Here is a 25,096-nt window from a genome sequence, read left to right as displayed (position 1 = left end):
GATCCGGGGACAGGGCGTGCGCCGACCGGAGGCGGCGCACTCCCACCGACGCACGACCAGTGGGGCGCGCCGCCGCCGACACGTCCGGCAGGTCACCCGCACGGCCGCGCGGGACCACCCCGGCGGCCCGCGGCCGATCGGCCGTACCCCGTTCCACCCACCCCCCGTAGGGTGGCCCGGACGTTCCTCGACGAAGGGTACGAACGATGACGAGCGATCAGGGCACCGTACGGGCCGAGTTGGGCGTGATCGGCGGCTCGGGGCTCTACGCGCTGCTCGACGACGTGACCGAGGTGCGCGTCGACACCCCGTACGGGGCGCCCAGCGACGCGCTGTTCGTGGGGGAGGTGGCCGGGCGGCGGGTCGCCTTCCTGCCCCGGCACGGGCGCGGCCACGGGCTGCCGCCGCACCGGATCAACTACCGGGCCAACCTGTGGGCGCTGCACTCGCTGGGCGTGCGGCAGGTGCTCGGACCGTGCGCGGTGGGCGGGCTGCGGCCGGAGTTCGGGCCGGGGACGCTGCTGGTGCCAGACCAGTTCGTCGACCGGACCTCGGGGCGGGTGCAGACCTTCTACGACGGGCTGCCGCTGCCGGACGGCTCCGTCCCCGAGGTGGTGCACGTGTCGATGGCCGACCCGTACTGCCCGGCCGGGCGACGGGCGGCCCTGGACGCGGCCCGCGACGCGGACTGGGAACCGGTGGACGGCGGCACCCTGGTGGTGATCGAGGGACCGCGCTTCTCCACCCGCGCCGAGTCCCGCTGGTTCACCGCCAACGGCTGGTCGGTGGTCGGCATGACCGGCCACCCGGAAGCCGTCCTCGCCCGTGAACTCGGGCTCTGCTACACCTCGTTCGCGCTGGTCACCGATCTCGACGCGGGGGTGGAGAGCGGCGAGGGCGTCACCCACGCCGAGGTGCTGAAGGTCTTCGCGGGGAACGTCGACCGGCTGCGCACGGTGCTGTTCAAGGCACTGGAGAGCCTGCCCGCCGCGCGGGACTGCGTCTGCTCGCACGCCCTGGACGGGGTCGCCACCGGTCTGCCGGGCGTGGTCGCCACCGGCTGAGCCCCGCTGACCGGTCGCCACGGGTCGTGGGGGCGCGGGTCGTGCACCGACGTTTTCCGGCCGACCGGTGTTCAACTGCCGTTCCCCGTACGCACGGCCGGCCGTGGTCCGGCCGTGCGGTTCGGCTGGGAGCCTCCTGGGCGATTCCCGGAGCCCAGGAGGCGGCAGTCGTGGCACACCCTTCGGTCCATCCTTCGACACACCCTTCGACACATCCCTCGCGCAGGACGGTCCTTCGGACGGGGACGGCGGCCGGCGCGCTCGCCGCACTGCCCGCGTCCACCCTGCTGTGGACCCAGCCGGCGGTGGCCGGCACGCCCGGCCCGGAGCAGATCCACCTCCAGTGGGGCGAGGAGCCCTCCCGGGAGATGACGGTCTCCTGGGCGACCGGCGCCTCCGTGCGCCGCCCCCGGGTACGGATCGGCACCCCGCGCGGCGGCGCCGGACACACCGTGGACGCGGCGACCCGCACCTACGTCGACGGTCTCAACAAGGTCGAGACCTTCACCCACCACGTCCGGCTGACCGGCCTGCGGCCCGACACCACGTACGTCTACGAGGTCCTGCACGACGGCGCGGACCCGGTGCGCGGCACCTTCCGCACGGCGCCCGCGCGCGGCCGGGCGGCCTTCCGGTTCACCAGCTTCGGGGACCTGGGCACCGGCGACAACGTGTTCAAGAAGTCCTCGATCCACGGCGCCGCGGCCGTCCGCCAGGTCGAGCAGTTCAACCCGCTGTTCCACCTGCTCAACGGCGACCTCGCGTACGCCAACAACAACACGGACCTCCAGCCGCAGTGCTGGAACGCGTTCATGAACAACCTGTCCACGTCGGCCGCGAACCGCCCGTGGATGCCCGCACCCGGCAACCACGAGGTGGAGGCCGGCGGCGGGGACCTCGGGTACGCCTCCTACCTGACCCGCTTCGAACTGCCCGACAACGGCACCCGCGACCACTGCGGCAACTGGTACAGCTTCCAGATCGGTTCGGTGCTCTTCGTCAGCCTGGACGGCAACGAGATCGCGGTCGAGGACGACGCCAGCCTCGACCCGGCCACCGGGCAGTCCATCTACATCAGCGACTACAGCGAGGGCGCCCAACTCCGCTGGCTGGAACGGGTGCTGTCGCGGGCCCGGCGCGGCCGCTCGGTGGACTGGATCGTCGCCAACATGCACCAGTTCGCGATGTCCTCCTCCTCCGCCAGCCACGGCGGCGACATGGGCATCCGCGAGAAACTGCTGCCACTGCTCGACCGCTACTCCGTCGACCTGGTGCTGGCCGGCCACGACCACGACTACGAGCGCACCCACCCGGTGCGCGGCACCGCCCCGGGCGGGCTGCTCACTCCGGCGGTGGCCGACGACGACCTGCGGCAGATCGACACCTCGCAGGGCACCGTCCACCTGATCCTCGGCGGCGGCGGCACCGCCGGGCACGACGACGTCTATCTGCCCGCCGACGGCGACGGCGTGCGCGAGGCCTTCGTCCGCACCCAGCGGCTCACCTTCAAGGCCGACCCGGACGCCAAGGAGAAGGCCCACTGGTCAGCGGTGACGGATCCGGACACCAAGTACCCGTACGGCGTCGCCGTCTTCGACGTCGACCCGGGCCTGGTGCCCGGCGGCCGCACCACCATCACCGTCAGCTACTACCACTCGGTGCCCGCCACCGCCGCCAACCCCTTCCCGACGCCGGTCCTGTACGACCGCTTCACCCTCCACCGCGACCGCAGCGACGGCTGGGACGACGACCAGGGCGAGGACGAGGACAGCGACTCCCGGGGCGGCGCGAAGGCCGTCGCGCGCTGACCCATTGGCTCCGACTTCCCGGGCCCGCCGTGCAGTTCGCGGCAGGTCCGGGTTGCTTTTAGCGCACCCGGGTGCGGCGGGCAATCCGCAGTTCGTCGTAAGACAGGCCACGGGGCGGCGGGCAGGATTGTCCCCGGCATGTCCATGCCGACAACTGGCAGTTCGGATCACGTAGATCGCGCGGACCACGCGGATCATTCGGATCACCAGCACGCGCCATTCGCACTCCCACACCACCAGAAGGTTGGAAGCGATGCACCTCCGTGCCACGACCCGCAAGCTCCTTCTCGCCGGCCTGGCGCTCGCGCTCGGCGCCGCGCCGTTGCTGGCCGTCCCGGCCTCGGCCACCACCACGTCCGCCGTCGCCCTCGCACCGGTGAGCGCGGCCGCGTCCGTCGCCCTGCCGGGCGCCCAAATCACCGTCTCGACCGCCCTGTTCGCGCTCTCCCCCGACCGCGGCGGTGTCTACAACTGGAACGGCGCCGCCTGGACCCAGGTCGGCGGCCCGGCCGCCACCATCGTCTCCGGCGGCGGCGGGCTGGTCGCCACCAACCCGACCAGCGGGGACCTCTACGTCTACAACTGGAGCCCCAACAGCTGGTCGAGGATCGGCGGCCCGGGCAAGCAGTTCGCCCTGGACGGCAGCCGGCACGTCTTCGGGCTCAGCCCGGACGGCAGTGGTGTGTTCGTGTGGATGGGCGGCACCAGCTGGAACCAGATCGGCGGCCCGGCGGGCAGCATCGCGGCCGGCGGCAACACCCTGATCGCCACCAACCCCGCTACGGGGGACGTGTGGCGCTACGACGGCACCGGCTGGACCCGGATCGGCGGCCCCGGCGCCCAGTTCGCCGTGGACGACGCGGGCCGCGTGTACGGCCTCAGCCCCGACCGCAGCGCCGTCTTCCAGTGGCAGGGCGGCACCAACTGGACCCAGGTCGGCGGCCCGGCCGGCAGCATCGTCGCCGGTGGCGGCGGTACCCTGCTCGCCACCAACCCCGGCACCGGGGACGTCTGGCGCTACAGCGGCGGGAGCTGGTCCCGGATCGGCGGCCCCGGCGCCGAGTTCACCATCGACGGCGCCGGCCACGTCTACGGCCTGAGCCCCGACGGCAGCGGCGTCTTCCAGTGGCAGGGCGGCACCAACTGGACCCAGGTCGGCGGCCCCGCCGCCTGGCTCGCCGCCTCCTGAGGCTTCATGACCCGGGCCCGCCGCGCACTCAGCGCGGCGGGCCCGCTCAGGTGTCGGTGGCCCGGACGTAGATGTCGGCCGCGCCCGGTGTGGACGTGGTGGACGGCCGCGCCACCACGAGGATCTGCCGCCCGGCCTGCCCGCCGGGCACCAGCGAGCCTTCGGCGGGTTCGTCGCCGGGCAGCGCGGCCCGCAGGTCCTCCGGCAGCGGCGCGGGGGCTCCGGGCCGGGCCAGGTCGTACGTGCTGAGGAAGTCGTCGATGTTGACGTCGTCGCCCCCGCCGAGTCCGTAGTGCAGGTAGGCGACCGGCTTCCCGTCGGCGGTTCGGGACAGCACGGCGTCCGCCGGGATGTAGTACCGCCCCTTGGCGGGGTGCTGCTCGTGATGCAGGCCCGCCAGCCGCTCCGCGCGGTCGGCATCGGTCTCGCGCGGATCGAAGGTCCGCAGGACCCCGGCCACACCCCACCAGACGCATCCCACGGTGACCAGCACGCACAGCGCGAGGAACGTACCCAGGAGCCAACGCGTCCACGGCCTGCGAGCGGAACCACCGGACGTCATGTCAGAGCTTCCTGGTCCTGTTCCTACTGCTGCCTCCCATGTCGAACTCCTGCGCCAGACCGGTCCGGTGGAGGCGCTGGAGGTCGTCGTCCGAAACATAGCCGATGCCCGGCACGTCGGTCCCCTTCCGGTGGTCCCAGTTGTACCGGTCGCGGACGTGCGTCTTGTAGGTGACGGTCACCTCCGGCGGAGCACCGGGTGAGGTCGGCCTGACCTCGATCTTCGCTCCGGTGTTGTAGTGGAAGGAACCGACCGCGTAGAACCAGTCCTTGCTGCTCTCGGGCGTCGCGGACATGGGCTGCCAACCGGTCTGCTGAACCGGCGCGACGGGTTTGCCGGTGCGCCGGTACTCCGCCAGAGCCTCGGCTTCCCAGCCCGGGATGTTTCCGTCCAGCGTGGTGGAAACGCTCCCCTGGAAGTCGGGTATGTCCCTCAGCATGTCCTCGACGTTCAGATCGAGCGGCTCGCCGGTGCCGGAGAGGAAGTGCGCCATGTTGGCGCTGGCGCAGACCCGTGACTGGCGCACGCGCCGAGGGACGATCCGATGGTCCAATCGCCGTGTCGGATTGCGGCCGCCGCCGACTCACCGAAGCCGGTGTCGGACTGTGAGACCTTGTCTGCTCCCTCATCCACCTTGGCAGCCGCTACTGGGAGTCGCTCCGGCTCCGATATATACCCAATCATCCCGTGCCTCCCAAACTTGGGTAGCTCTCCTGGTTCTCGCGCTGACGAGAGAGCAGCGGCGGACGCAGGTGAATGGGATGACCCGTGAGAGAGCTCGACCCATGCCTTCGTCGGCAGGCGCGCCATCCGGACGGGCGTGTTGACGGGTGGTGGTTCGCGCAGCCGCGACGGGGCCTCCACGCGAGGTGGAGGCCCCTGCGGGTCTTTCGGATGATCTGTCAGGTGAACAGGCGGGCGTCGTCGTTGGCCGTGATGTTGAGTGATCCTGCGTATCCGTTGCCGTAGGCGTACCAGAGGCCGTCGCTGACCCGGCTGACCCATACGGTGTGGCCGGTGTTGTTCACGATCGAAGCCGCGTTCTGGTAGACGGTCTGGCCGTAGCCCGAGCCGTTCGCCCAGTGGGCGAAGGTGAAGTTGTGCAGGTCGACGTTCTGGCCCGGGGACCAGTTCTCGAACGAACCCCAGCCGTTCCCGGGCGAGTTGTAGTACAGGCAGACGCTACCGCTGGGGCAGGTCTCTGCCCCGCCCGGACCGGCGGCGTAGGCGCTCCCGGTGGCCATGGCCACCGCGCCGGCCGTCAGTGCCGCCACCGCTGCGAGCCTGGCCGCACGCGGTTTGATCGTGATGCGCATTCCGTACTCCCGTCTCAAGTCGACAGTGCAGGAAGGCCGATGGGTGCGGTCAGTGTTCGACCGCTGTCCGCTTGAGGCCTCGAACAGGCTGGCACGGCAGTCTCGTTGGCGCCATGGTTTCGCATCGTTCCGCTTGTGGACACATCCGGAGGCGGCGGCGCTGGTTTCGGAGGGCTCAGGCGGCTTCGGCCCGGTCCAACGCGGCGGCACCCGGCTGCGCGAGCCAGACCAGCCGCGCGGTGATCCCCGGTTGCCCGGTGAAGTGTCGTACGGCTCGCTCGGGTGACGCGAGGGTCATCCGCAGCCGCCCATCGATGCCGATCACGTGCGTCGGCCCGTCGTTGTCGGCGAGCCCCCAGGCCACGACCCACCCGTCGGCGTCGGCAGGGCCCTCGCCGCACACCTGGACGACGGCGAACAGCCTGGGGGCGGTGTCGAGCACGAGCCCGCACAGCTCCTGGTCGAACGGGCGGGGGTTTGGCGAGGGCTGGGCGGTCATGGAAGTCTCCTACGTGAACGGGAGTTGGACGCTTCACTGCCGACACCGTGGGCAGCGATCGTCTCTGACGCAGGATCAAAAGTAGCCAGTAGGTAGTATGTAGTCCACCACCTCTGGAGAAGTGATATCACCGCCACTCCAAAGGATGAACGACGCCGGTCACGGCGAGCGAGGGAAGGGAGCAGCGGATGCCGCCCAGCAAGATCCCGCCGAGCATCCGGCAGCGGCGACTCGGCACGGAGTTGCGCCGGCTGCGCGAGCAGGCGGGATTGTCGGTCACGCGAGCCGGGGAACTTCACGGCACCCCGCAGTCCCGGATCAGCAACATCGAATCCGGCGGGTACCCGGTGAGCGCGGACCGGGTACGGACCCTGGCCCGGCTCTACGGCTGCGTGGATGATGCCCTGATCGAGGCGCTGACCAACATGACCGGCGGTCGCACGCGGGGCTGGTGGGAGGAGTACCGCGAAATCCTCCCGGCCGGAGCGCTCGACCTGGCCGTACTCGAACACCATGCGCAGTCGATGCGGATCGCTTCCGCGATTCACATCCCTGGTCTTCTCCAGACTCCAGAGCACGCCCGCGCGCTCTTTCGGGATGTCGTCCCACGCCTCTCACCGCCGGAAGTGGAGCATCTCGTCTCCCATCGCATCAAGCGGCAAGCAGTGATCTATGGCGAGCAGCCGATCCCGCTGTCCGCCGTCGTCCACGAGGCCGCCTTGCGCATGGGCTTCGGCGGCCCGATGGTCGCGCGTGAACAGCTGGAATACCTGCTGACCGCGAGCGAGCGACCACACATCGATCTGAAGGTGATCCCGTTCGGGACGGGGAGCTACCCCAGCTCTGGCGCCGGGATTGTGTACTTCAAGTCTGAGGTCGCACGATTGGACAGTGTCCAGGTCGACGGCGACAGATCGGAGTTCGTTGACACCGAGCCGCAGTTGATCAAATATCGGGCTGTCATGGATCGGCTGGAGGAGGGCGCGCTTCGGCCGGACGCATCCCGCGACCTTATCCGCCGCATCGCCCAGAGCATCTGAGACAGGACCGAATATGGCCGTTCACAACTGGCAGAAGTCCTCGTTCAGTGGCGACGCCGCCAACTGCGTATATGTCTCAGCAATCGCTGGCTGCGCCATAGAGATCCGCGAGAGCGATGACCCGGACGTCATCATCACCACCTCGCCCGACAGGTTCCGCGCCTTCCTCCTCGGCGTCAAGGCAGGGGAGTTCGACCATCTGACGACGTAGTTCGGTCGGGGCCCGCAGCACTGGGGGCGGTCTCGTCAGATCGCGGGGGCGTCGACCTGCGCAGGCACGGTGCACGGACGCAGGACCATGAGCGAGTCCTCCAAGGCCGCCACCATGGCGAAGGGAAACCGGTCGAGCTCAAGGCAGAGTGCGATGTCGTCGGGGCGCACTCCCTGACGCACCCCCGCCGCAAGCTCGGCGGCGGCGCGCGACTCGGCAGCTCGGCGGAGGAACACAGAAGCGTCCGCCTCGGCGTCGGTCGACCTACGAGCGATGTATTCAGCGCACGCCACATCCTCATCGGCCCGTCCGTCTTCGCCGGTGACTACGAACGTGACACTGCGGCTCTTGCGTGTCCGCAGGAGCCGAGCGGTCGCCTCCGCCACCACGAAGCCGGCGCACAGCACCAACGGTGCGTCCTTCACGGCAAGGGCACCGACCGTCCCCGCGGTGGTCTTCTGCACAACGGTCCGTCCTCGAAGGTCGGCCGACCGCAGCATTCCCGGAGAGTTGACCAGGTCGAACCCAGCAGCGGGCGGACCGTCTTTGAGTGCCACCCAACCCGGGTGGCGGGTCTTCAGTGCCAGGGCGTCGTCCAACGACGCGGCGAGAACGATCTTCTCCGCCCCCTGGGCGAAGGCCCAGGCCGCCACGGTGAAAGCGCGCATGACGTCGACCACGACCGCCACGGACGGGACCTCGACCAGCTCAGCGATACCGACGAAACGAGCGTCCATGCCGGTGCAGTCCTCCGCGCCCCGCGAGAGGCGCCAGATCTGTTCCTCCCCCGTGGCGGCCGGGGTGACGCGCTCGGCGGGACGGCGGAGGTGGACGGTGAAGCCGAGGCGGGCGGGGACGGCGGCGCTGCGGTGGTTGCCGGGGTCGTGCCAGATCTCGACGTGGTCGACGCCGGGCAGCCGGAAGGCTTCGGCGATCATGGCTCGGGCGGCCCGGGTGACGAGGCCGCGGCCGGTGGCGTCGGGGTGCAGCCAGTAGCCGATCTCGCGTACGGCGGGCCCCGATTCCTCGCGCCGGTAGAGGCTGGCGGCGCCGACCATCCGGCCGTCCTGGACGATCAGGTAGGTGTAGCTGTCGCCGCGTTCCCACTTTTCGTCGCGGGTGGCGACGAACTCGGCTGCCGCGGCCGGGGTGTGGTCGGCGATCCAGGACATCCAGGGCCGTACGTGTTCGGCGGACTCCTCGATCAGCCGGAGGAACTCCGGGTAGTCCGCCTCGCCCCTGAAGCGCCTCAGGGTGAGGCCGCCGTCGAGCTCGATCACGTTCAGCGGGAGGTCCATCCTGCGATCATCGGGCAGGCTGTTCGCACGCGCGAAGCATTTTTGGGAACGCCAGGCGCACCAAGGTCGACGGCAAGCTCGGGCGGCGGCTCCGACACCGTCGCTGCTCTCAGGCGCGGTCGGGGAAGATGCGGCCGAGGTGGTAGTGCAGGACGGTGGTCGCTGCATCCGCCGTGCGCTGGTTGAGCAGGACGCTCAGGCCGAGGCCGGCGGAGACGGCGAGGAGGACGACGGCCTCCTGGCGGGGGTCGAGGTGGGGGGCGGCGTCCCCGGCCTGTTGGGCGGCGGTCAGCTGGGCGGCCAGGAAGGATTCCATCTCGTCGGGGGCGGCGAGGAAGGGCTGTCCGCCCAGGGCGGGGTCGGTGACGGAGAGCACCGCGTACTCGGTGTAGACGAGGTGGAAGGTGCGGCTCTCCTCGTCGGTGGGGACGGCTTCGAGGAGCACCGCCTCGATGATGCCGCGGGGGTCGGCGGTGGTGCCGGCTGTGCGGACGCGGTGCTGGACGCGTTCGCCCATGCGGGTGGCCAGGCGGGTCATGGCGGCGAGCAGTAGCTGTTCCTTGGTGTCGAAGTAGTACTGGACGAGGCGTACGGAGACGTCTGCCTCGATCGCGACGGAGCGCATGGTGACGGCGTGCAGTCCGTTCCGGGCCGCCGAGCGGAGCAGGGCGTCGATGATGTGGGCCCGCCGTTCCTCGTGATCCACCAGCTTCGGCATCGGGTTCCCTCCGAATGTTTTTGTGGTACAACCATACCATCAAAACTGGGAGGGGATCATGACCAGGACCAGCGTCGGACACTTCGTCAGCGAGGCGGCTCGGGCGAAGTTCCTTGCGGCGTACGACCGGGCGATGGAGCTGTGGCCGAGTCCGCGCCAGGAGTTCGATGTCGAGACCACGTACGGGAGCGTGCACGTTCACCGCTACGGCGCGACGACCGGCGAACCGATCGTGCTGCTGCACGGCCACGCCGGGCATCCGTCCAACTGGTACCCGCAGGTCGCCGCCCTGGGTGAGCACCACCCGGTGTACGCGATCGACACCCTGGACGACCCCGGCCGTAGCGTCCAACGCGCCGTCGCGGCGGGGTCGGAGGAGAACGCGGCCTGGCTGGAGGAGGTGCTCGCCGGTCTGGGGCTGGAGCGGGTGCACCTGGTCGGGGTCTCGTACGGTGGATGGCTGGCCCTCAACCAGGCCGTCCACGCGCCCGAGCGCCTCGCGTCGGTCGCGCCGCTGGATCCGGGCGGGATCGAGAAGGTGCCCGCGCGGTTCTACCTCCACATGGTCGCTGGTCTGTTCGGGATGCTGGCCCCGCGACCGCTGCGCCCGGCGGTCGGGCGGCTGCTGGCCAACCCGGCGCTGAGCGCGCCGCCCGAGATGATCGCGCCGTTGATGCTCGCGATGCGCGGTTACAGGCCGAGCTCCCGGCCGCCGGCCCGGCCGTTCACCGACGAGGAGTTGGGGTCGATCGCGCTGCCCGCGCTGGTGCTGGTGGGCAAGCGCAGCGCGCTGCTGCGGCCGCGCCAGGTGGTGGAGCGGGTGACGGCGCTGATTCCGGGGGTGCGGGCGGAAATCCTCGAACGGGCCGGGCACGGGCTGAACTTGGAGCGGCCGGAGCTCGTCAACGAGCGGCTGCTGGCGTTCGTCGGTGGGGTGTCAGGCGGCGGCGAGTAGGGCTGAGGTGGCTCGGGCCTCGTCGTAGCGGTGGAGGACGAGGCGGGCGACGGCTGAGTGGGCTCCGAGGGGGGCGGTGGTCCAGGTCGCTTCGGCACCAGCGGCGCGGCGGGCGAAGAAGCCGGGAGAGAGGAGGTAGGTGGCGAGGGCGACCCGGGGGTGGCCGGCGCTCTGGAGGGCGGCGACGGCCTGGTGGGGGGTGGGGGTGGCGGCGGAGAGGTGGGCGGGGGTGACGGGGCGGCCGAGGCGGGTGGCGAGGAGGTGGGCCATCCGTTCGGTGTCGGCGAGGGCGGTGGGGTCGGAGGATCCGGCTCCGGCGAGGACCACGGGGGTGTCCGCCGGGGCGCAGCTCTCGGTGAGGCGGTCGGCGAGGGCTTCGGCGAGCAGGGGGTGGGGGCCGAGGGCGGGGGTGAGGCATTCGGGAGGCAGGCCGGCGGACGCGAGGGCGGCGGGGATGTCGACGCGTACGTGGTAGCCGGTGCCGAGGAGGAGGGGGACCAGGATCGGTTGCCGGTCGTCGAGCCGGTCGAGGGCATGCGGAAGGGACGGCTCCGCGAGGTCCAGGAAGCAGCAGCGGACGGTGAGTTCGGGGCGGAGGGAGCGGACCAGCCGGAGCAGGGCGCGAGTCGAGGTGACGGCCGCCGGGTCGCGGCTGCCGTGGGCGACGGCGAGCAGGACCGGCGGCATCAGCCGGCCGCCAGCCGGTAGCCGCGCTTGGGGACGGTGCGGATCAGGGCGGCGTGCGGTCCGAGGGCGGCGCGCAGCCGGCCGACGGCGGCTTCCACGGCGTGCTCGTCGGCCGTGGCGTCCGGCCAGGCGGCGCGCAGGAGTTCGGCGCGGCTGAGCACCCGGCCGGGGCGTTCGGCGAGGGCGCGCAGGACGGCGGCGCCGCGCGGGCTGAGCATGTGGCTCTCGCCGTCGACCAGGGCGGCGTTGCCCTGGAGGGTCAACACCTGGCCGTCCAGCGGGACTTCACGACGCGCCCGGACCGGCAGGACGTCCGCGAGCAGCCGGACCAGCGAGCCGAGCCGGCCGCGCTCGGGGTGGACGGCGGGCAGGCCGAGGTCGGCGAGCGGCCGGGCGCACAGGGTGCCGACGCAGACCGGCAGGACGTCCTCGCGCAGGGCGTCGATCAGCGCCTCGTACAGCCCCTCGGCCTCGGCCGCGGTGAGCAGGGCGGTGATCGCGGGGGCGCTGGTGAAGGTGAGTGCGTGCACCTGGCGGCGGACGGTCTGGTCGATGAGTCTGCGTACCGCGCCCGGGTCCTCCGGGGGTGCCCAGCGGTAGACCGGGACGGAGATCACCTCGGCGCCGCGTTCGCGCAGCGCGGCGGCGAAGCCGTCCAGTCGGACCCCGTGCTCCTGGACGGCGATCCGGCACCCGGCGAGCGGGCGGGCGAGCAGCCAGGTGAGCAGTTCGTCGGTGGCCTCGGTGCCGGGGGAGTAGCCCTCGTCGAGCCCGCTGGCCCGGACCGCGCCGGTGGCCTTGGGACCGCGGCTGAGCACCACCGCGCCGCGGCAGGCCTCGGCGAGGGCGGCGCCCCGGTCCCAGCCCTCGGCCGCGCTCATCCAGCCGCGCCAGCCGACCCCGGTGGTGGCCACCACGTAGTCGAGCGGGGCGGCCAGACAGCGGTCGGTGGCCTCGCGCAGGGCGAGGTCGTCGGCGAGCGGCAGGATGCGCAGCACCGGAGCCTCGACCACCTGGGCGCCGCGCCGGGCGAGCAGGGCGGTGAGCTCCTCGCGGCGGCGGGCGGCGGTGACCCCGACGGTGAAGCCGGTGAGCGGTCCGGGCTGGGTGAGGGTTGCCATGGCGGTCAGCGTGCGGTGCTCCTGTTACGGGGGGATTGCCCAGCCGTCACCTACCGGTAAGCGAAAGTGCCCTTCCGGTTACGGCAGATGTCCGACCGTGCACCCCGGTGACCTGGGACCGTGAGCGAGGCGTACCGCGGCCGCAACACCGGTGACCCGATCGCGAAACAGCGGGCGGCGACCTTTCTCGGCATGACGCCGACCAGCCCGGACGCCGCCGCCCCCGCCGCCGGGGCCGCCACCACCGTCGGGGCCGCCACCACCGCCGGGGCCGCCACCGCCGCCCCCGCCGCGGCCACCGACACGCACTGCCCGTACTGCTCGCTGCAGTGCGGCATGCGGCTGGGCGGCCCCACGGCGGACGCCCCGGTCGAGGTGCTGGAGCGCCCGGACTTCCCGGTGAACCGCGGCGCGCTCTGCGGCAAGGGCCGCTCGGCGCCCGCGCTGCTGGCCCGGGACGTCCGGCTGACCGGCCCGCTGCTGCGGGACCGGCCGGGCGGGCCGCTGCGCTCGGCGGGCTGGCCGGAGGCGCTGGACCGGGTGGCCGCCGGGCTGGCCCGGACCCGGGCCGAGCACGGGCCGGACGCGGTGGGCGTGTTCGGCGGCGGCGGGCTCACCAACGAGAAGGCCTACCTGCTGGGCAAGTTCGCCCGGGTGGTGCTGGGCACCGCCAACATCGACTACAACGGCCGGTTCTGCATGTCCTCGGCGGCCGCGGCGCACCGGCGGGCCTTCGGCCTGGACCGCGGGCTGCCGTTCCCGCTCGCCGACGTCCCGCACACCGGCTGCCTGATCCTGGTCGGCGCCAACCCGGCCGAGACGATGCCGCCCGCCGTCCGCTACCTCCGCGAACTGCGGGAGAACGGCGGCAGGTTGATCGTGGTCGACCCGCGCCGCACCCGCACCGCCGAGCTGGCCGACCTGCACCTGCAGCCCCGCCCCGGCGGGGACCTGGCACTGGCCCTCGGCCTGCTCCACCTGGTCGTCGCGGACGGCCTGGTGGACGAGGAGTTCGTCGCCGGGCGGACCACCGGCTTCGAGCGGGCGCGCGAGTCGGCGATGGCCCACTGGCCGGACCGGGTGGAGCGGATCACCGGTGTCCCCGCGCACCGGCTCCGCGAGGCGGCCCGGCTGTTCGGCGAGGCGGAGACCGGCATGGTGTTCACCGCGCGCGGCCCGGAACAGCAGAGCAAGGGCACCGACACCGTCGGCGCCTGGATCGACCTGTGCCTGGCCACCGGCAAGGCCGGCCGCCCGTACAGCGGTTACGGCTGCCTGACCGGCCAGGGCAACGGGCAGGGCGGGCGCGAGCACGGCCAGAAGGCCGACCAGCTGCCCGGCTACCGCTCGATCGAGGACCCGGCGGCGCGGGAACACGTCGCCGCCGTCTGGGGCGTGCCGGCCGAGAGCCTGCCCGGCCCCGGCAAGTCCGCCTACGAGCTGCTGGACGGCCTCGGCCGCCCCGGCGGCGTCCGGGCCCTGCTGCTGGCCGGCTCCAACCCTGCGGTGTCCGCGCCGAACGCCGGGCACGTCACCGAGCGGCTGCGCGCCCTGGACCTGCTGGTCGTCGCCGACCTGGTGCTCTCCGAGACGGCCCGGCTCGCGGACGTCGTCCTGCCGGTCACCCAGTGGGCCGAGGAGGACGGCACCACCACCAACCTGGAGGGCCGGGTGATCCTGCGCCGCCGCGCCGTCGACCCGCCGGAGGGCGTCCGCAGCGAGCTCTGGGTGCTGCGCGAACTCGCCGCCCGGCTCGGGGTCCCGGCGGGGCGCCAGGCCGACGGCTTCCCGGTCGAAGGCTCGGCGGCCGACGGCTTCCCGGTCGAGCCCGAGCGGGCCTTCGACGAGCTGCGGCGCGCCTCGGCGGGCGGCGACGCCGACTACGCGGGCGTCAGCTACGCCCGGATCGCCGCCGAGGACGGGGTGTTCTGGCCCTGCCCGTCCGAGGACCACCCCGGCACGCCCCGGCTGTTCCTGGACCGCTTCGCCACCCCGGACGGCCGGGCCCGCTTCGCCGCCGTCACCCACCGCCCGGCCGGCGAGGAACCGGACGAGGCGTACCCGCTGTACCTGACCACCGGCCGGGTGCTCGCCCAGTACCAGAGCGGCGCGCAGACCCGCCGGGTCGCCGAGCTCAACGCGGCCGCGCCCGGCCCGTTCGTCGAGCTGCACCCGAGGCTCGCCGAGCGGCTCGGGATCGCGGAAGGCCAGCCGGTCGCCGTCACCAGCCGGCGCGGCCGGGCCGTCGCCCCGGCGCGGGTCACCGACGCGATCCGGCCGGACACCGTCTTCATGCCCTTCCACTGGTCCGGCGCCGGCCGGGCCAACAGCCTCACCAACCCGGCGCTGGACCCGGTGTCGCGGATGCCGGAGTTCAAGCTCTGCGCGGTGCGGGTGGAGCCCGCCCAGAAGGAGGCCACGCCATGACCCCGAGGATCGCCGTGGTCGGCGGCGGCATGGCGGCCGCCCGGTTCGCCGAGCGCTACGGGGCGCTCGGCGGGCCCGGCACGGTCACCGTGTACGGCGCCGAACCGCGCGCCCCGTACAACCGGGTGCTGCTCGCCGAGGTGCTGACCGGGCGCTACGACGCGGAGTCGATCGCCCTGCCGCTCGGCGGGGCGACGGCCCGGCCCGGCTGCGAGGTCGTGGCGATCGACCCGGCCGCCCGGACCCTGCGGCTCGCGGACGGCGGCGTCGAGGAGTGGGACGAACTGGTCCTCGCCACCGGCGCCAACCCGGTCCTGCCGCCGGTGCGCGGACTGCGCCGCGCCGACGGGTACGGCCTGATCGAGGGCGTGCACACGCTGCGCACCCTGGAGGACTGCGCCCGGCTCGCCGAGGAGGCCGTCGGCGCCGAACGGGCCGTGGTGATCGGCGGCGGGGTGCTCGGGGTGAGCGCCGCCCGGGCGCTGGCCGCGCTCGGTGTCCGTACCGAGATCGTCCACCAGGCCCCGCACCTGATCGAACGCCAACTCGACGACGAGGCGGCGGTGGTGCTGCGCGAGCGGCTCCGGTCGCTCGGCGTCGAGTGCTACACCGGCAACCGGGCCCGCGCCGTGCACGGCGGCATCGGGGGATCCGCCCCCAGCCTGACGGCCGGGAGGTACCCCCAGGCCGAAGGCGGGGGGAGGGTCGGCGCCGTCGAGCTCGCCAACGGCTACCGGCTCGACTGCGACCTGGTCGTCCTGGCCTGCGGCACCCGGCCGCGCACCGCGCTCGCCCACGCCGCCGGACTGCCCGTCGCCACCGGCGTCCTGGTCGACGACGGCCTGACGGCCGCCCCCGGCGTGTCCGCGATCGGGGACTGCGCCGAACACCGCGGCACCGTCCACGGTCTGGCCGGCCCCGCCTGGGAGCAGGCCGACGTGCTCGCCCGCCGGCTCTCCGGCGCCGAACCGGACGCCCGCTACCCCGGCACCCGCCCGCGCGCCCGGCTCAGCACCGGAGGCCTGGAGTACGCGGCCTTCGGCACCGTGGACGAGACCCTCGACCCGGGCCTCGACGTCCTGCGGCTCACCGACGCCACCCGCGGCAGCTACAAGAAGCTCCTCCTGCGCGGCGACCGCCTGGTCGGCGCCATCCTGCTCGGCGACCTGGCCACCGTGGACGCGCTGGCCGGCGCCTTCGCCGACGGCGGTGCACTCGCCGGCCACCCCCTGCACCTGCTCACCCAAGGAACCGTGATGACTGGAGACGTGCGTTGACCACAGACGACCGCAGCATTCGAGACCTCGTCCTGGTCGGCCACGGCATGGTCGGCCAGCGCTTCCTGGAGGCCTGGACCGAGCAGCCGGCCGCGCGCGGCTGGCGGGTGACGGTGCTCGCCGAGGAGCCCCGGCCCGCCTACGACCGGGTCCACCTGAGCGCCCTGTTCTCCGGCAGCACCGCGGAGGACCTGACGCTCTGCCCGTCCGGCTTCCTCGCCGAGCACGGCATCGACCTGCGGCTGGGCGACCCGGCCACCGCGATCGACCGCGAACGGCGGCTGGTGGCCACCCGGTCCGGCGCCGAAGTCCGGTACGACGTCCTGGTGCTGGCCACCGGCTCGGTGCCCTTCGTCCCGCCGGTGCCCGGCACGGACGCGCCCGGCTGCCACGTCTACCGCACCATCGAGGACGTCGACGCGATTCGCGCCCAGGCCGGGACCGCCCGGACGGGCGTGGTCGTCGGCGGCGGACTGCTCGGCCTGGAGGCCGCCGGCGCCCTGCGGGCCGGCGGACTGGACACCCACGTCGTGGAGTTCGCGCCCCGGCTGATGGCCGTCCAGGTGGACGACGGCGGCGGCGCGGCGCTGCGCCGCAAGATCGAGGAGCTCGGCGTCACCGTCCACACCAGCGCCGGCGCCAGCGGTGTGCTCACCGGCCCGGACGGCGCCGTCCGCGGCCTCGCCCTCGCCGACGGCCGCGAACTGGCGGCCGACCTGGTGGTGTTCTCAGCCGGCGTGCGCGCCCGCGACCAGCTCGCCCGGGACTGCGGACTGCCGGTCGGTCCGCGCGGCGGTGTCGTGGTCGACGCGCACTGCCGTACGGAGGACCCGGCGGTCCTCGCCGTCGGCGAATGCGCCCAGGCCGTCGACGGCCGGGTCTACGGACTGGTCGCCCCCGGCTACCAGATGGCCGAGACGGCGGCCCGCACCCTCGCCGAGCTCGCGGGCTCCGGTCCCACCGGCACAGGCTTCGTCGGCGCCGACACCTCCACCAAGCTCAAGCTGCTCGGCGTGGACGTCGCCAGCTTCGGCGACCCGCACGGCACCGCCGACGGCGCCCTCGACGTGCTCTACAGCGACAGCCGCAGCGGCGTCTACCGCAAGCTCGTCATCGGCGCCGACGGCACGCTGCTGGGCGGAGTCCTGGTCGGCGACACCGAGGGCTACGGCGCCCTGCGCCCGCTCGCCGTCGGCGGCAAGCCGCTCACCGTCGCCCCCGAACAGCTGGTGCTGCCCGCCGGATTCGCCTCCGCCGGACCGGTCGCGCTGCCCGACGACGCCGTGCTCTGCTCCTGCCACAACGTCACCCAGGGCGCGGTGCGCGCCGCCGTCCGCGAGCAGGGCGCCGACAGCGTCGCCGCCGTCAAGAAGTGCACCCGGGCCGGCACCGGCTGCGGCAGCTGCCTCAAGCAGCTCGGCACCGTCGTCACCGAGGAGCTGGAGGCCGCCGGGGTCAGCACCGCCAAGGGCCTGTGCGAGCACTTCGGCCACACCCGCGCCGAGTTGTACGAGATCGTCCGGGTCACCGGCCTGGCGAGCTTCTCCGAGCTGCTCGCCAGGCACGGCAACGGCGGCGAGGGCTGCGAGATCTGCAAGCCGACCGTCGCCTCCGTCCTGGCCAGCCTCGGCAACGGCCACATCCTGGACGGCGAGCAGGGCACCCTGCAGGACTCCAACGACCACTTCCTGGCCAACCTGCAGCGCAACGGCTCCTACTCGGTCGTGCCCCGGGTGCCCGGCGGCGAGATCACCCCCGAGGGCCTGATCACGATCGGCGAGATCGCCCGCGACCACGGCCTCTACACCAAGATCACCGGCGGCCAGCGGATCGACATGTTCGGCGCGACCGTCGACCAACTGCCGGTCATCTGGCGCAAGCTGGTCGACGCCGGGTTCGAGTCCGGACACGCCTACGGCAAGTCGCTGCGCACCGTGAAGTCCTGCGTCGGCGAGACCTGGTGCCGCTTCGGCGTCCAGGACTCCACCACCCTCGCCATCGAACTCGAGCTCCGCTACCGGGGATTGCGCTCCCCGCACAAGCTCAAGGCCGCCGTCTCCGGCTGCGCCCGCGAATGCGCGGAGGCGCAGAGCAAGGACTTCGGCATCATCGCCACCTCGGCCGGCTGGAACCTGTACGTCGGCGGCAACGGCGGCATGACCCCGCGCCACGCCGACCTGCTCGCCGCCGACCTCGACCGCGAGACCCTCATCCGCACCATCGACCGCTACCTCATGTTCTACATCCGCACCGCCGACCGGCTGGAGCGCACCTCGGTCTGGCTGGAGCGGCTGGAAGGCGGCCTGGACCACCTGCGGGCCGTCGTGCTGGACGACTCGCTCGGCATCGCCGCCGAGCTGGACGAACTGATGGACCGTCATATCGGCGGCTACCGGGACGAATGGGCCGAGACGCTGGCCGACCCCGACCGGATGCGGCGCTTCGCCTCCTTCGTCAACGCCCCCGGCACCCCCGACCCCGCCGTGACCTTCGTCCCCGAACGCGGCCAGATCCGCCCCGCCCGCCCCGGCGAGGCCGGCCACACCCTCGACTCCCCGGTGCTCGTCGCCGGGGCCCGACTGGAGGTGCTCACCCCGTGACCGTACAGATCCACGACGGGACCAGCTGGCGGACCGTCTGCGCCCTCACCGACCTCGAACCCGGCCGCGGCGTCGCGGTGCTGCTCCCCGACAGCGAACAGGTCGCGCTCTTCCGCGACCGCGCCGGCGAGCTCTACGCCGTCGACAACCTCGACCCGTTCAGCGGCGCCCCCGTCCTCTCCCGCGGCCTGCTCGGCAACCGCGGCGACAGGCCCACCCTCATCTCGCCCATGTACAAGCAGGTCTACGACCTCACCGACGGCCGCTGCCTGGACGAGGACACCGCCCCCGACGGCGCCCCCGCCGTCCTGCGGCGCTGGCCGGTGCGGGTCCACACCGAGGAGCGTGCCGCATGACCACCGTCCTCGACACCAGAACGCCCGCCCCGCTCGCCGGATGGGACCCGGAGGACGAGGAGTTCTGGGAGCGCTCCGGCGCCCGGATCGCCCGCCGCAACCTGGTGTTCTCCGTGCTCTCCGAGCACATCGGCTTCTCCGTCTGGAGCCTCTGGTCGGTGCTCGTCCTCTTCCTCGGGCCCCAGTACCACATCGACACCGCGGGCAAGTTCACCCTCACCGCCCTCCCCACCGCGCTCGGCGCCACCCTGCGGCTGCCGTACACCTTCGCCGTCGCCCGCTTCGGCGGACGCAACTGGACGGTGATCAGCGCCCTGCTGCTGCTCATCCCCACCGGGCTCGCCGCCCTCGTGCTGGAACCCGGCGTCTCCTACGGGACCCTGCTGGCCGTCGCCTGCGTGGCCGGCGTCGGCGGCGGCAACTTCGCCTCCTCGATGGCCAACATCAACGCCTTCTACCCGCACCGGCTCAAGGGTTGGGCGCTCGGCATCAACGCGGGCGGCGGCAACCTCGGCGTACCGGCCGTCCAACTCCTCGGGCTGCTGGTCCTGGCCACCGCCGGGGCCGCCCACCCCCGGCTGCTGCCGCTGCTCTACCTGCCGCTGATCGTGCTCGCGGCGGTCGGGGCGTGGTGGCGGATGGACAACCTGGCGACGACCGGCCCCGGCGAGGGGAAGGCGCTGCGCGAGGTGGCCCGCGACCCGTACGGCTGGGCCGTCTCCACGCTGTACATCGGGACGTTCGGCTCCTTCATCGGCTTCGGCTTCGCCTTCGGGCAGGTGCTCCAGGTGCAGTTCCACGAGCGCTTCGACACCCCGGTCAAGGCGGCCGCGCTCACCTTCCTCGGACCGCTCCTCGGCTCGCTGCTGCGACCGGTCGGCGGGCGGCTCGCGGACCGGTACGGCGGGGCGGCGGTCACGCTGTGCACCTTCCTCGGGATGGGGGCCGGGACGGCGGTGGTGCTGGTCGCCTCGCGGGCGGGCTCGTTCCCGCTGTTCCTCGGCGGATTCATCGCCCTGTTCGTGCTCAGCGGCATCGGCAACGGCTCGACCTACAAGATGATCCCGGCGCACTACCAGGCCGTCGCCCGGGCGGCGGTCGTGGCCGGCGCCGAACCGGCGGCCGCCGAGGCCGACTCCCGCCGCCGCTCCGCCGCGCTGATCGGGCTCGCGGGGGCGATCGGGGCCTTCGGCGGGGTGCTGGTGAACCTGGCCTTCCGGCAGTCCTTCCTCGCCAGCCACAACGGGGATGCGGCGTACCTCGGGTTCCTGGGGGCGTACCTGCTCTGCTCGGTGCTGACCTGGGCGGTCTGGCTCCGGCGGCGGTGAGAGCGACGGTGACGCCCGGGCCGGTGCGGCGGTGAGAGCGACGGTGACACCCGGGCCGGTGCGCCGGTGAGAGCGACGGTGACACCCAGGCCGGTGCGCCGGTGAGAGCGGCGGGCGTCGGACCGTTGGGCCGTTGGTATGACGGGCGGACGGCCCCGGCGCGCGCCGCTCCGGCCGGACGGTTAGCGTCGGCCGCAACACGTCCTCAGCCCCGGGAGGTTGCAGTGCAACGGTGGATCATCCTGACGGTCGTCACCACGGCCCTCACCGGCCTCGCCGCACCCGCCCGGGCCGCCCAGGAGGTCGCCGACCCGGCGCCCGCCACCACCGTCGTCACCCTCGACAACGCCACCATCGACCCGAAGATCCCCAGCCGCGTCCGGGTCGACGTCAGCTACCTCTGCTCGGTCGCCGACGACGCCCGCTCGCTCACCGTCTCCGTCGAACAGAAGGACCCGGAGGACACCTCCTCCGTCGCCTTCGGCTCCAGCCGCACCGCCGAAACCGACGTGCTCTGCGACGGCACCCAGCAGCACCGGCGGATCGTCGTCCAGTCCAAGACCATCAACTGGATCCCCGACGCCGACGCCGTCCTCACCGCCATGGTCTCCAACATCGGCGCCACCCCCCAGGCCGCCGCCGACGCCAAGCGCGCCAAGCTCGTCACCGGCCCCGCGAGCTGAACCACGCTTGCCCTACGCGCTTGCCCTACGCTCGTGCCCTGCACTCGGGGAGGGGCGCGAACGGTGACCGACGGCTCGAACACGATCAACAACAGCACCGTGCACGGGAGTTCCGTCCAGGCCGGGTACATCGAGAACCTGTACCTGGACGGACGGCGTCCACCGGCCGGCCCGGACGAGGACGACCCCTGGGTGCGGAACGCCGCCGCGTCACGCGCCTGGCAGCACATCCGGGCCGACCGGGACACCGAGCCGTACCGCGGGGCGGCCCTCGCCGCCGTCCGCGAACTCGCCCGGCTGCGGGACGCGGTGGACCTGGCCGACGACCCCTGGCAGGACCCCGGCATCGCGCTCCGCTTCGCCGACCGGCTCGGCTGGCTCCTCGGCGACCGCCCCCTCGACCTCTACCCGGCCGAGGCCGCGCTGCTGGCGGTCACCCCCTTCCTCTACCGGGTCCGCACCCTGCGCCTCGCCGCCGCCCGCACCGGCGTCCGCCCCACCGACCTGCTGCCCGCACCGGCCCCCGACGCCCACCGCGCGGCCTACGAGCAGTTCACCGAGTCCTACGACCTGCTCACCCACCGCGCCCGCACCCGGCCCAAGTCGGCCGCCCCCCTCGGCTGGTGGCTCTACCACCGCTGGCTCGACCAGCACGAGGACCTCGCCGACCCGGACGCCGTCCGCGAACTCCTCGACGCACTGCCGGCCCTCACCGAACTCGGCGAGACCTTCTCGCCGAAACGCGTCAGCGCCCTCCTGCACGGCCTCCGCCGGGGCCCCGACGTCACCAACCGCGACTACCTCGCCGGCCTCAGCACCGACGACCACCTCCGAGCCCCCGGCGAACAACAGGTCCGCGAACGGCGGTTGGCCCTCCTCCTCGCCCTCGCCCACGGCACCGCCATCGAAACCACCGCCCTCCCCGACATCGTCGCCGAACACCTCGGCATCCCCCACGAAGTCGACCTCACCGCCCTGCGCCGCACCCTCGACGAGGCCGTCTGGGGCGGCTCCTACGACCTGCCCGTCCTGCGCGCCGAATGCCACCACGAGGCCGTCGTCGAAGGCCTCCGCGAATACACCGCCCGCGCCGACGAACTCCTCCACGCCGTCCGCCGCGAACTCACCGACCACCCCCTCCCCACCCGCCTCACCTCCGACGGAGCCGCCCCCGCCACCGGCGCCTTCACCGGCTGGGCGAGGTTCCGGCTGGACGAACGACGCGTCCGCAGCCTGCTGATGGGCGTCGAGCTCTACCGCGACCGCGACCTGGCCGTCCGCGAGCTCTACCAGAACTCCCTCGACGCCTGCCGCTACCGCCGCGCACGCACCGAATACCTGGACCGCACCAACACCGTCGGCGCCAGCTACACCTACGAAGGCCGCATCGAGTTCCGCCAAGGCGCCGACGAGAACGGCCGCGCCTACCTGGAATGCCAGGACAACGGCGTCGGCATGGGCGAGGCGGAGTTGAGAGGCGTCTTCTCCAACGCCGGCGCCCGATTCGCCGAACAGCTCGACTTCAAACTCGAACGCGCCGAATGGCGAAAGGCCGACCCACCCGTCGAACTCCACCCCAACAGCCGCTTCGGCATCGGCGTGCTGAGCTATTTCATGCTCGCCGACGAGATCCAGGTGACCACCTGCCGCATGGACGCCACCGGCCGGCCAGGCCCGCTGCTTGAGGTCTCCATCTACGGCCCCAGCCACCTCTTCCGCATCGTCGAACGCGAGGACACCTGCCGGAAGCCCGGCACCACCGTGCGCCTGTACCTGCGCGACGACATCGAACCGGCGGAGTCCTGGTCGGCCGTCGGTGTCCTCGAACGCCTCCTGGGCATCGCGGAGTTCCCGACTTCGGCGGTGCACGGCGACCGGGCAGCGCACTGGGATCCCGGGGTCCTCCGCTCGCGGAAGGCTCCACAGGGCGAGGCGTTCGGGTTTGACGCCGGAGGGGAGACGGCACCGTGGGTCGGCGCTCCGAAGGGGGCACAGGTGACCTGGTGCGGACACGGTGGCGCGTTGCTGGTGGACGGACTGGTGGTCGAGCCGGAGGTCGTCCGCGGAGTGATCTCGCCCAGCGGGCTGTCCGGCGCGGTGGTGAACCTCTCCGGAAGACTGGCACCGGGGAAGCTGTCGGTGGACCGCCGCCGCGTCATCAGCGATGTGTCGGAGACCGTTCGGGAACTACTCGAGGGAGCGGTGGGCGAGTTCGTGAGCTGTGAGTCGGCCGTACTCACGATGGACTGGCTCCACCGGGTGACGAACACGAACTACGATTTCGCCGATCTGGTGGCGGCCGAATGCGCCCGACAGGGCCGACGGTTCGAATTTCGCGAGGTCGAATACGACACCCGCCGCACGGGATTGTTCCTGGCCGATGATCGAATCCTCAAGTCGCTCGAAGCCCCGGATGCCTATGTTCCGGGGCAGGTGGACGGAGACCCGCTCGATCACGTTCTGCTGTGGCGGATCATGGCTCACGGAAGGGAGTCGCTGTTCCCGGAACTGGGCGATCTCTGTCCGGAGCTGCTCGTGTCCGGGAAGGTACGGACCGCGATGCCGTCTGACATCGCGGTCCTGGCGGAGCGTGACCATCGATTCAGCACTCGATCGTGGCGGAGTCGGACACATCTGAGGGGCGAGTGGATCTCCGGGCTTTCCCAGGAACTCGGCATCACGCCGGAGAGTGCCCGTGTCCGGGCCACTGCTCTGGGGGTTCCGCCTGGCGGCCGTCGAGGCCACATGGTCGGACAGGAGCATGACCGCTCGCCGGCGGTCGTCAATGACCTGCTGGTCATCGCCGATTTGCGCGGGGTCTCGGCGGCAACGGCGGCAGAGTTCTGGACTGGTCTGGGCCGAGAGGTCGCCCGCGAGGTGGTCGATCTCGCGATCGCCGTCGACACCAACCCCGTCTTTCTCTGGCGCCGGTCCGGCAAGGGAGCCTTGTGGGGTGGGCCGCACCCGGGAGGCGATGTCGCGCCGGGGCATCTGGCCAAGGCCAGTCGCCTGCTCGGGCTTTCGGTCGATCGGGTCTGTGCGGTCATGATGGACCACGGCCTCACGGCGGACTCGACGGGCCTGCCGCCCTTCCCCTCCGAGGAGACCGTGGTGCTGTTGAGCTGCTACCTCAACGGCTCCACCCCGTGGCTGGATCGGTCGGAACCGGTCCCGGCGGAGCATCTGCTGCGCGCGGCGCGAGACCTGGGGGCGACGGTGGAACGAGTGGCACAGGTCCTTCGGACCGCCGGATTCCGTGTGCCGCCCTTCCCGGAAGACGCTCATGTCGCGGACTTGGAGCTGTTCCTGAAGCGACCGTCCCAGTGGCCTGCGACTGACCTGACCTTCGAACAGCTCTTTGACCTGGTGAAGTCGAGGAGATCCACGCTGCGCGAGGTGATCGAGCGCTACCGGGCCTACGGAGTGGAGATTCCGATCCACCTGCCGGAAAGGCTCACTCGACGAGACGAAGAGCTCTTCTCGTCCGGCGGCGCGATGAACTGGGACCGCCTGACGGTGAGCGCGCCCGTGCCCTTCGCCCGGTTGATCGCGGCGGCCCGTATGCTTCGACGGCCCCCCGGGGAGCTGGCGCGCCACTTGAGGACGCGCGGACTCGTACCGTCCAGTGACGACCTTCCGGCCGAACTCACCCTGGACCAGGCGGTCGAGCTCCTGAACCGCAACGGGGTCGCGTCGATCGCACTGAGCTGGATGGAGGAGATCGTCCTGGTCGACCTGCTGAAGCTGTCGCTGAGGACGGGACACTCGATGGCGCAGATCGCCGCGTGGTACCGGGAGTGGGGCATGGACGTGCCCGATGTCGGCGAGGTGATCCGGGCCGCGCTGGCGCGGGTGCCGATGGCGGGCCCCTCGGAGGTGTGAATCCGCCGCTCACCAGGGGTGCTGTGGTGCCGTGCGATGTTCTACAGTGCTGTAGAACTGAACGACCGGCGAACG

The 25,096-nt window shown here is 72.4% G+C and carries 21 protein-coding genes and 1 pseudogene; 13 read left to right on the top strand and 9 right to left on the bottom strand.

From position 1 onward, the window contains the following. The first annotated feature begins 206 nt into the window (after positions 1–206). The 3 genes from ACYP53_RS27400 (at position 207) to ACYP53_RS27390 (ending at position 4,061) form a co-directional block, all read left to right on the top strand. Positions 207–1,064, top strand: coding sequence for an S-methyl-5'-thioadenosine phosphorylase (locus ACYP53_RS27400; protein WP_459649378.1), 858 nt, complete (start codon positions 207–209; stop codon positions 1,062–1,064). A 305-nt stretch (positions 1,065–1,369) separates the two neighbouring features. Continuing rightward, a complete protein-coding gene (locus ACYP53_RS27395) occupies positions 1,370–2,872 on the top strand; it encodes a purple acid phosphatase family protein (RefSeq protein WP_459649377.1) in 1,503 nt (500 codons plus the stop codon). Between the two features lie 253 nt (positions 2,873–3,125). Then, positions 3,126–4,061, top strand: coding sequence for a hypothetical protein (locus tag ACYP53_RS27390; RefSeq protein WP_459649376.1), 936 nt, complete (start codon positions 3,126–3,128; stop codon positions 4,059–4,061). A gap of 46 nt (positions 4,062–4,107) precedes the next feature. On the opposite strand, the gene ACYP53_RS27385 is transcribed toward ACYP53_RS27390, so the two are convergent. The 4 genes from ACYP53_RS27385 to ACYP53_RS27370 form a co-directional block, all read right to left on the bottom strand. Beyond that, positions 4,108–4,554 carry a hypothetical protein gene (locus tag ACYP53_RS27385; RefSeq protein ID WP_459649375.1) on the bottom strand — a complete coding sequence of 149 codons (447 nt, stop codon included), beginning with the start codon at positions 4,552–4,554 and terminating at the stop codon, positions 4,108–4,110. A 70-nt stretch (positions 4,555–4,624) separates the two neighbouring features. Next, entirely contained in the window at positions 4,625–5,149 is a 525-nt protein-coding gene (locus ACYP53_RS27380) for a hypothetical protein (protein ID WP_459649374.1), read from the bottom strand. A 376-nt stretch (positions 5,150–5,525) separates the two neighbouring features. Next, complete coding sequence (locus ACYP53_RS27375) at positions 5,526–5,939, bottom strand: peptidase inhibitor family I36 protein (RefSeq protein ID WP_189917010.1); 414 nt, start codon at positions 5,937–5,939, stop codon at positions 5,526–5,528. Positions 5,940–6,114: 175 nt separating this feature from the next. Further along, positions 6,115–6,438 (bottom strand): hypothetical protein, encoded by a 324-nt coding sequence (locus ACYP53_RS27370; RefSeq protein ID WP_459649373.1) that lies wholly within the window; start codon positions 6,436–6,438, stop codon positions 6,115–6,117. Positions 6,439–6,626: 188 nt separating this feature from the next. Between ACYP53_RS27370 and ACYP53_RS27365 the strand changes: the two genes are divergently transcribed. After that, complete coding sequence (locus tag ACYP53_RS27365; protein WP_459649372.1) at positions 6,627–7,478, top strand: helix-turn-helix domain-containing protein; 852 nt, start codon at positions 6,627–6,629, stop codon at positions 7,476–7,478. A 13-nt stretch (positions 7,479–7,491) separates the two neighbouring features. Then, positions 7,492–7,689 (top strand): DUF397 domain-containing protein, encoded by a 198-nt coding sequence (locus tag ACYP53_RS27360; RefSeq protein WP_459649371.1) that lies wholly within the window; start codon positions 7,492–7,494, stop codon positions 7,687–7,689. A 35-nt stretch (positions 7,690–7,724) separates the two neighbouring features. Here the strand turns inward: ACYP53_RS27360 and ACYP53_RS27355 are convergent, their stop codons facing one another. From ACYP53_RS27355 to ACYP53_RS27345, 3 genes and pseudogenes are all read right to left on the bottom strand, one after another. Continuing rightward, entirely contained in the window at positions 7,725–8,426 is a 702-nt protein-coding gene (locus ACYP53_RS27355; protein ID WP_459649841.1) for a 2-phosphosulfolactate phosphatase, read from the bottom strand. A 108-nt stretch (positions 8,427–8,534) separates the two neighbouring features. After that, positions 8,535–8,987 (bottom strand): annotated as a pseudogene (locus ACYP53_RS27350) (GNAT family N-acetyltransferase); the annotation flags it as partial. Between the two features lie 109 nt (positions 8,988–9,096). Next, entirely contained in the window at positions 9,097–9,705 is a 609-nt protein-coding gene (locus ACYP53_RS27345) for a TetR/AcrR family transcriptional regulator (protein ID WP_459649370.1), read from the bottom strand. 58 nt (positions 9,706–9,763) lie between these two features. Here ACYP53_RS27345 and ACYP53_RS27340 point away from each other — a divergent pair, with 58 nt between their 5' ends. Then, entirely contained in the window at positions 9,764–10,660 is an 897-nt protein-coding gene (locus ACYP53_RS27340) for an alpha/beta fold hydrolase (RefSeq protein ID WP_459649369.1), read from the top strand. Here the strand turns inward: ACYP53_RS27340 and ACYP53_RS27335 are convergent. Next, positions 10,643–11,347 (bottom strand): sirohydrochlorin chelatase, encoded by a 705-nt coding sequence (locus ACYP53_RS27335; RefSeq protein ID WP_459649368.1) that lies wholly within the window; start codon positions 11,345–11,347, stop codon positions 10,643–10,645. The genes ACYP53_RS27340 and ACYP53_RS27335 overlap by 18 nt on opposite strands. Beyond that, positions 11,347–12,468 (bottom strand): uroporphyrinogen-III synthase, encoded by a 1,122-nt coding sequence (locus tag ACYP53_RS27330; protein ID WP_189917023.1) that lies wholly within the window; start codon positions 12,466–12,468, stop codon positions 11,347–11,349. Before ACYP53_RS27330 ends, ACYP53_RS27335 begins: the two co-directional genes overlap by 1 nt. Positions 12,469–12,804: 336 nt before the next feature. On the opposite strand from ACYP53_RS27330, the gene ACYP53_RS27325 reads away from it, so the two are divergent. The 7 genes from ACYP53_RS27325 (at position 12,805) to ACYP53_RS27295 (ending at position 25,021) form a co-directional block, all read left to right on the top strand. Continuing rightward, a complete protein-coding gene (locus tag ACYP53_RS27325) occupies positions 12,805–14,895 on the top strand; it encodes a molybdopterin oxidoreductase family protein (protein WP_459649840.1) in 2,091 nt (696 codons plus the stop codon). Beyond that, positions 14,892–16,172 (top strand): NAD(P)/FAD-dependent oxidoreductase, encoded by a 1,281-nt coding sequence (locus tag ACYP53_RS27320; protein ID WP_459649367.1) that lies wholly within the window; start codon positions 14,892–14,894, stop codon positions 16,170–16,172. The genes ACYP53_RS27325 and ACYP53_RS27320 overlap by 4 nt, the downstream gene beginning before the upstream one ends. Next, positions 16,169–18,772, top strand: coding sequence for a nitrite reductase large subunit NirB (nirB, locus tag ACYP53_RS27315; RefSeq protein WP_459649366.1), 2,604 nt, complete (start codon positions 16,169–16,171; stop codon positions 18,770–18,772). Before ACYP53_RS27320 ends, nirB begins: the two co-directional genes overlap by 4 nt. Continuing rightward, positions 18,769–19,128, top strand: coding sequence for a nitrite reductase small subunit NirD (nirD, locus tag ACYP53_RS27310; RefSeq protein WP_459649365.1), 360 nt, complete (start codon positions 18,769–18,771; stop codon positions 19,126–19,128). The genes nirB and nirD overlap by 4 nt, the downstream gene beginning before the upstream one ends. After that, positions 19,125–20,456 (top strand): nitrate/nitrite transporter, encoded by a 1,332-nt coding sequence (locus tag ACYP53_RS27305; protein WP_459649364.1) that lies wholly within the window; start codon positions 19,125–19,127, stop codon positions 20,454–20,456. The genes nirD and ACYP53_RS27305 overlap by 4 nt, the downstream gene beginning before the upstream one ends. Positions 20,457–20,680: 224 nt before the next feature. Further along, the gene (locus ACYP53_RS27300) at positions 20,681–21,139 is read left to right on the top strand and encodes a hypothetical protein (RefSeq protein ID WP_459649363.1); all 459 of its coding nucleotides are present in this window, start codon (positions 20,681–20,683) and stop codon (positions 21,137–21,139) included. A gap of 63 nt (positions 21,140–21,202) precedes the next feature. Next, positions 21,203–25,021, top strand: a complete 3,819-nt coding sequence (locus tag ACYP53_RS27295) for an HD domain-containing protein (protein ID WP_459649362.1) — start codon at positions 21,203–21,205, stop codon at positions 25,019–25,021. Positions 25,022–25,096: the final 75 nt, after the last annotated feature.

The organism is Kitasatospora sp. Ki12, from assembly GCF_054601375.1.
The sequence above is the reverse complement of the archived record's forward strand: the minus strand, read 5'-3'. Positions and strand labels throughout refer to the sequence as shown.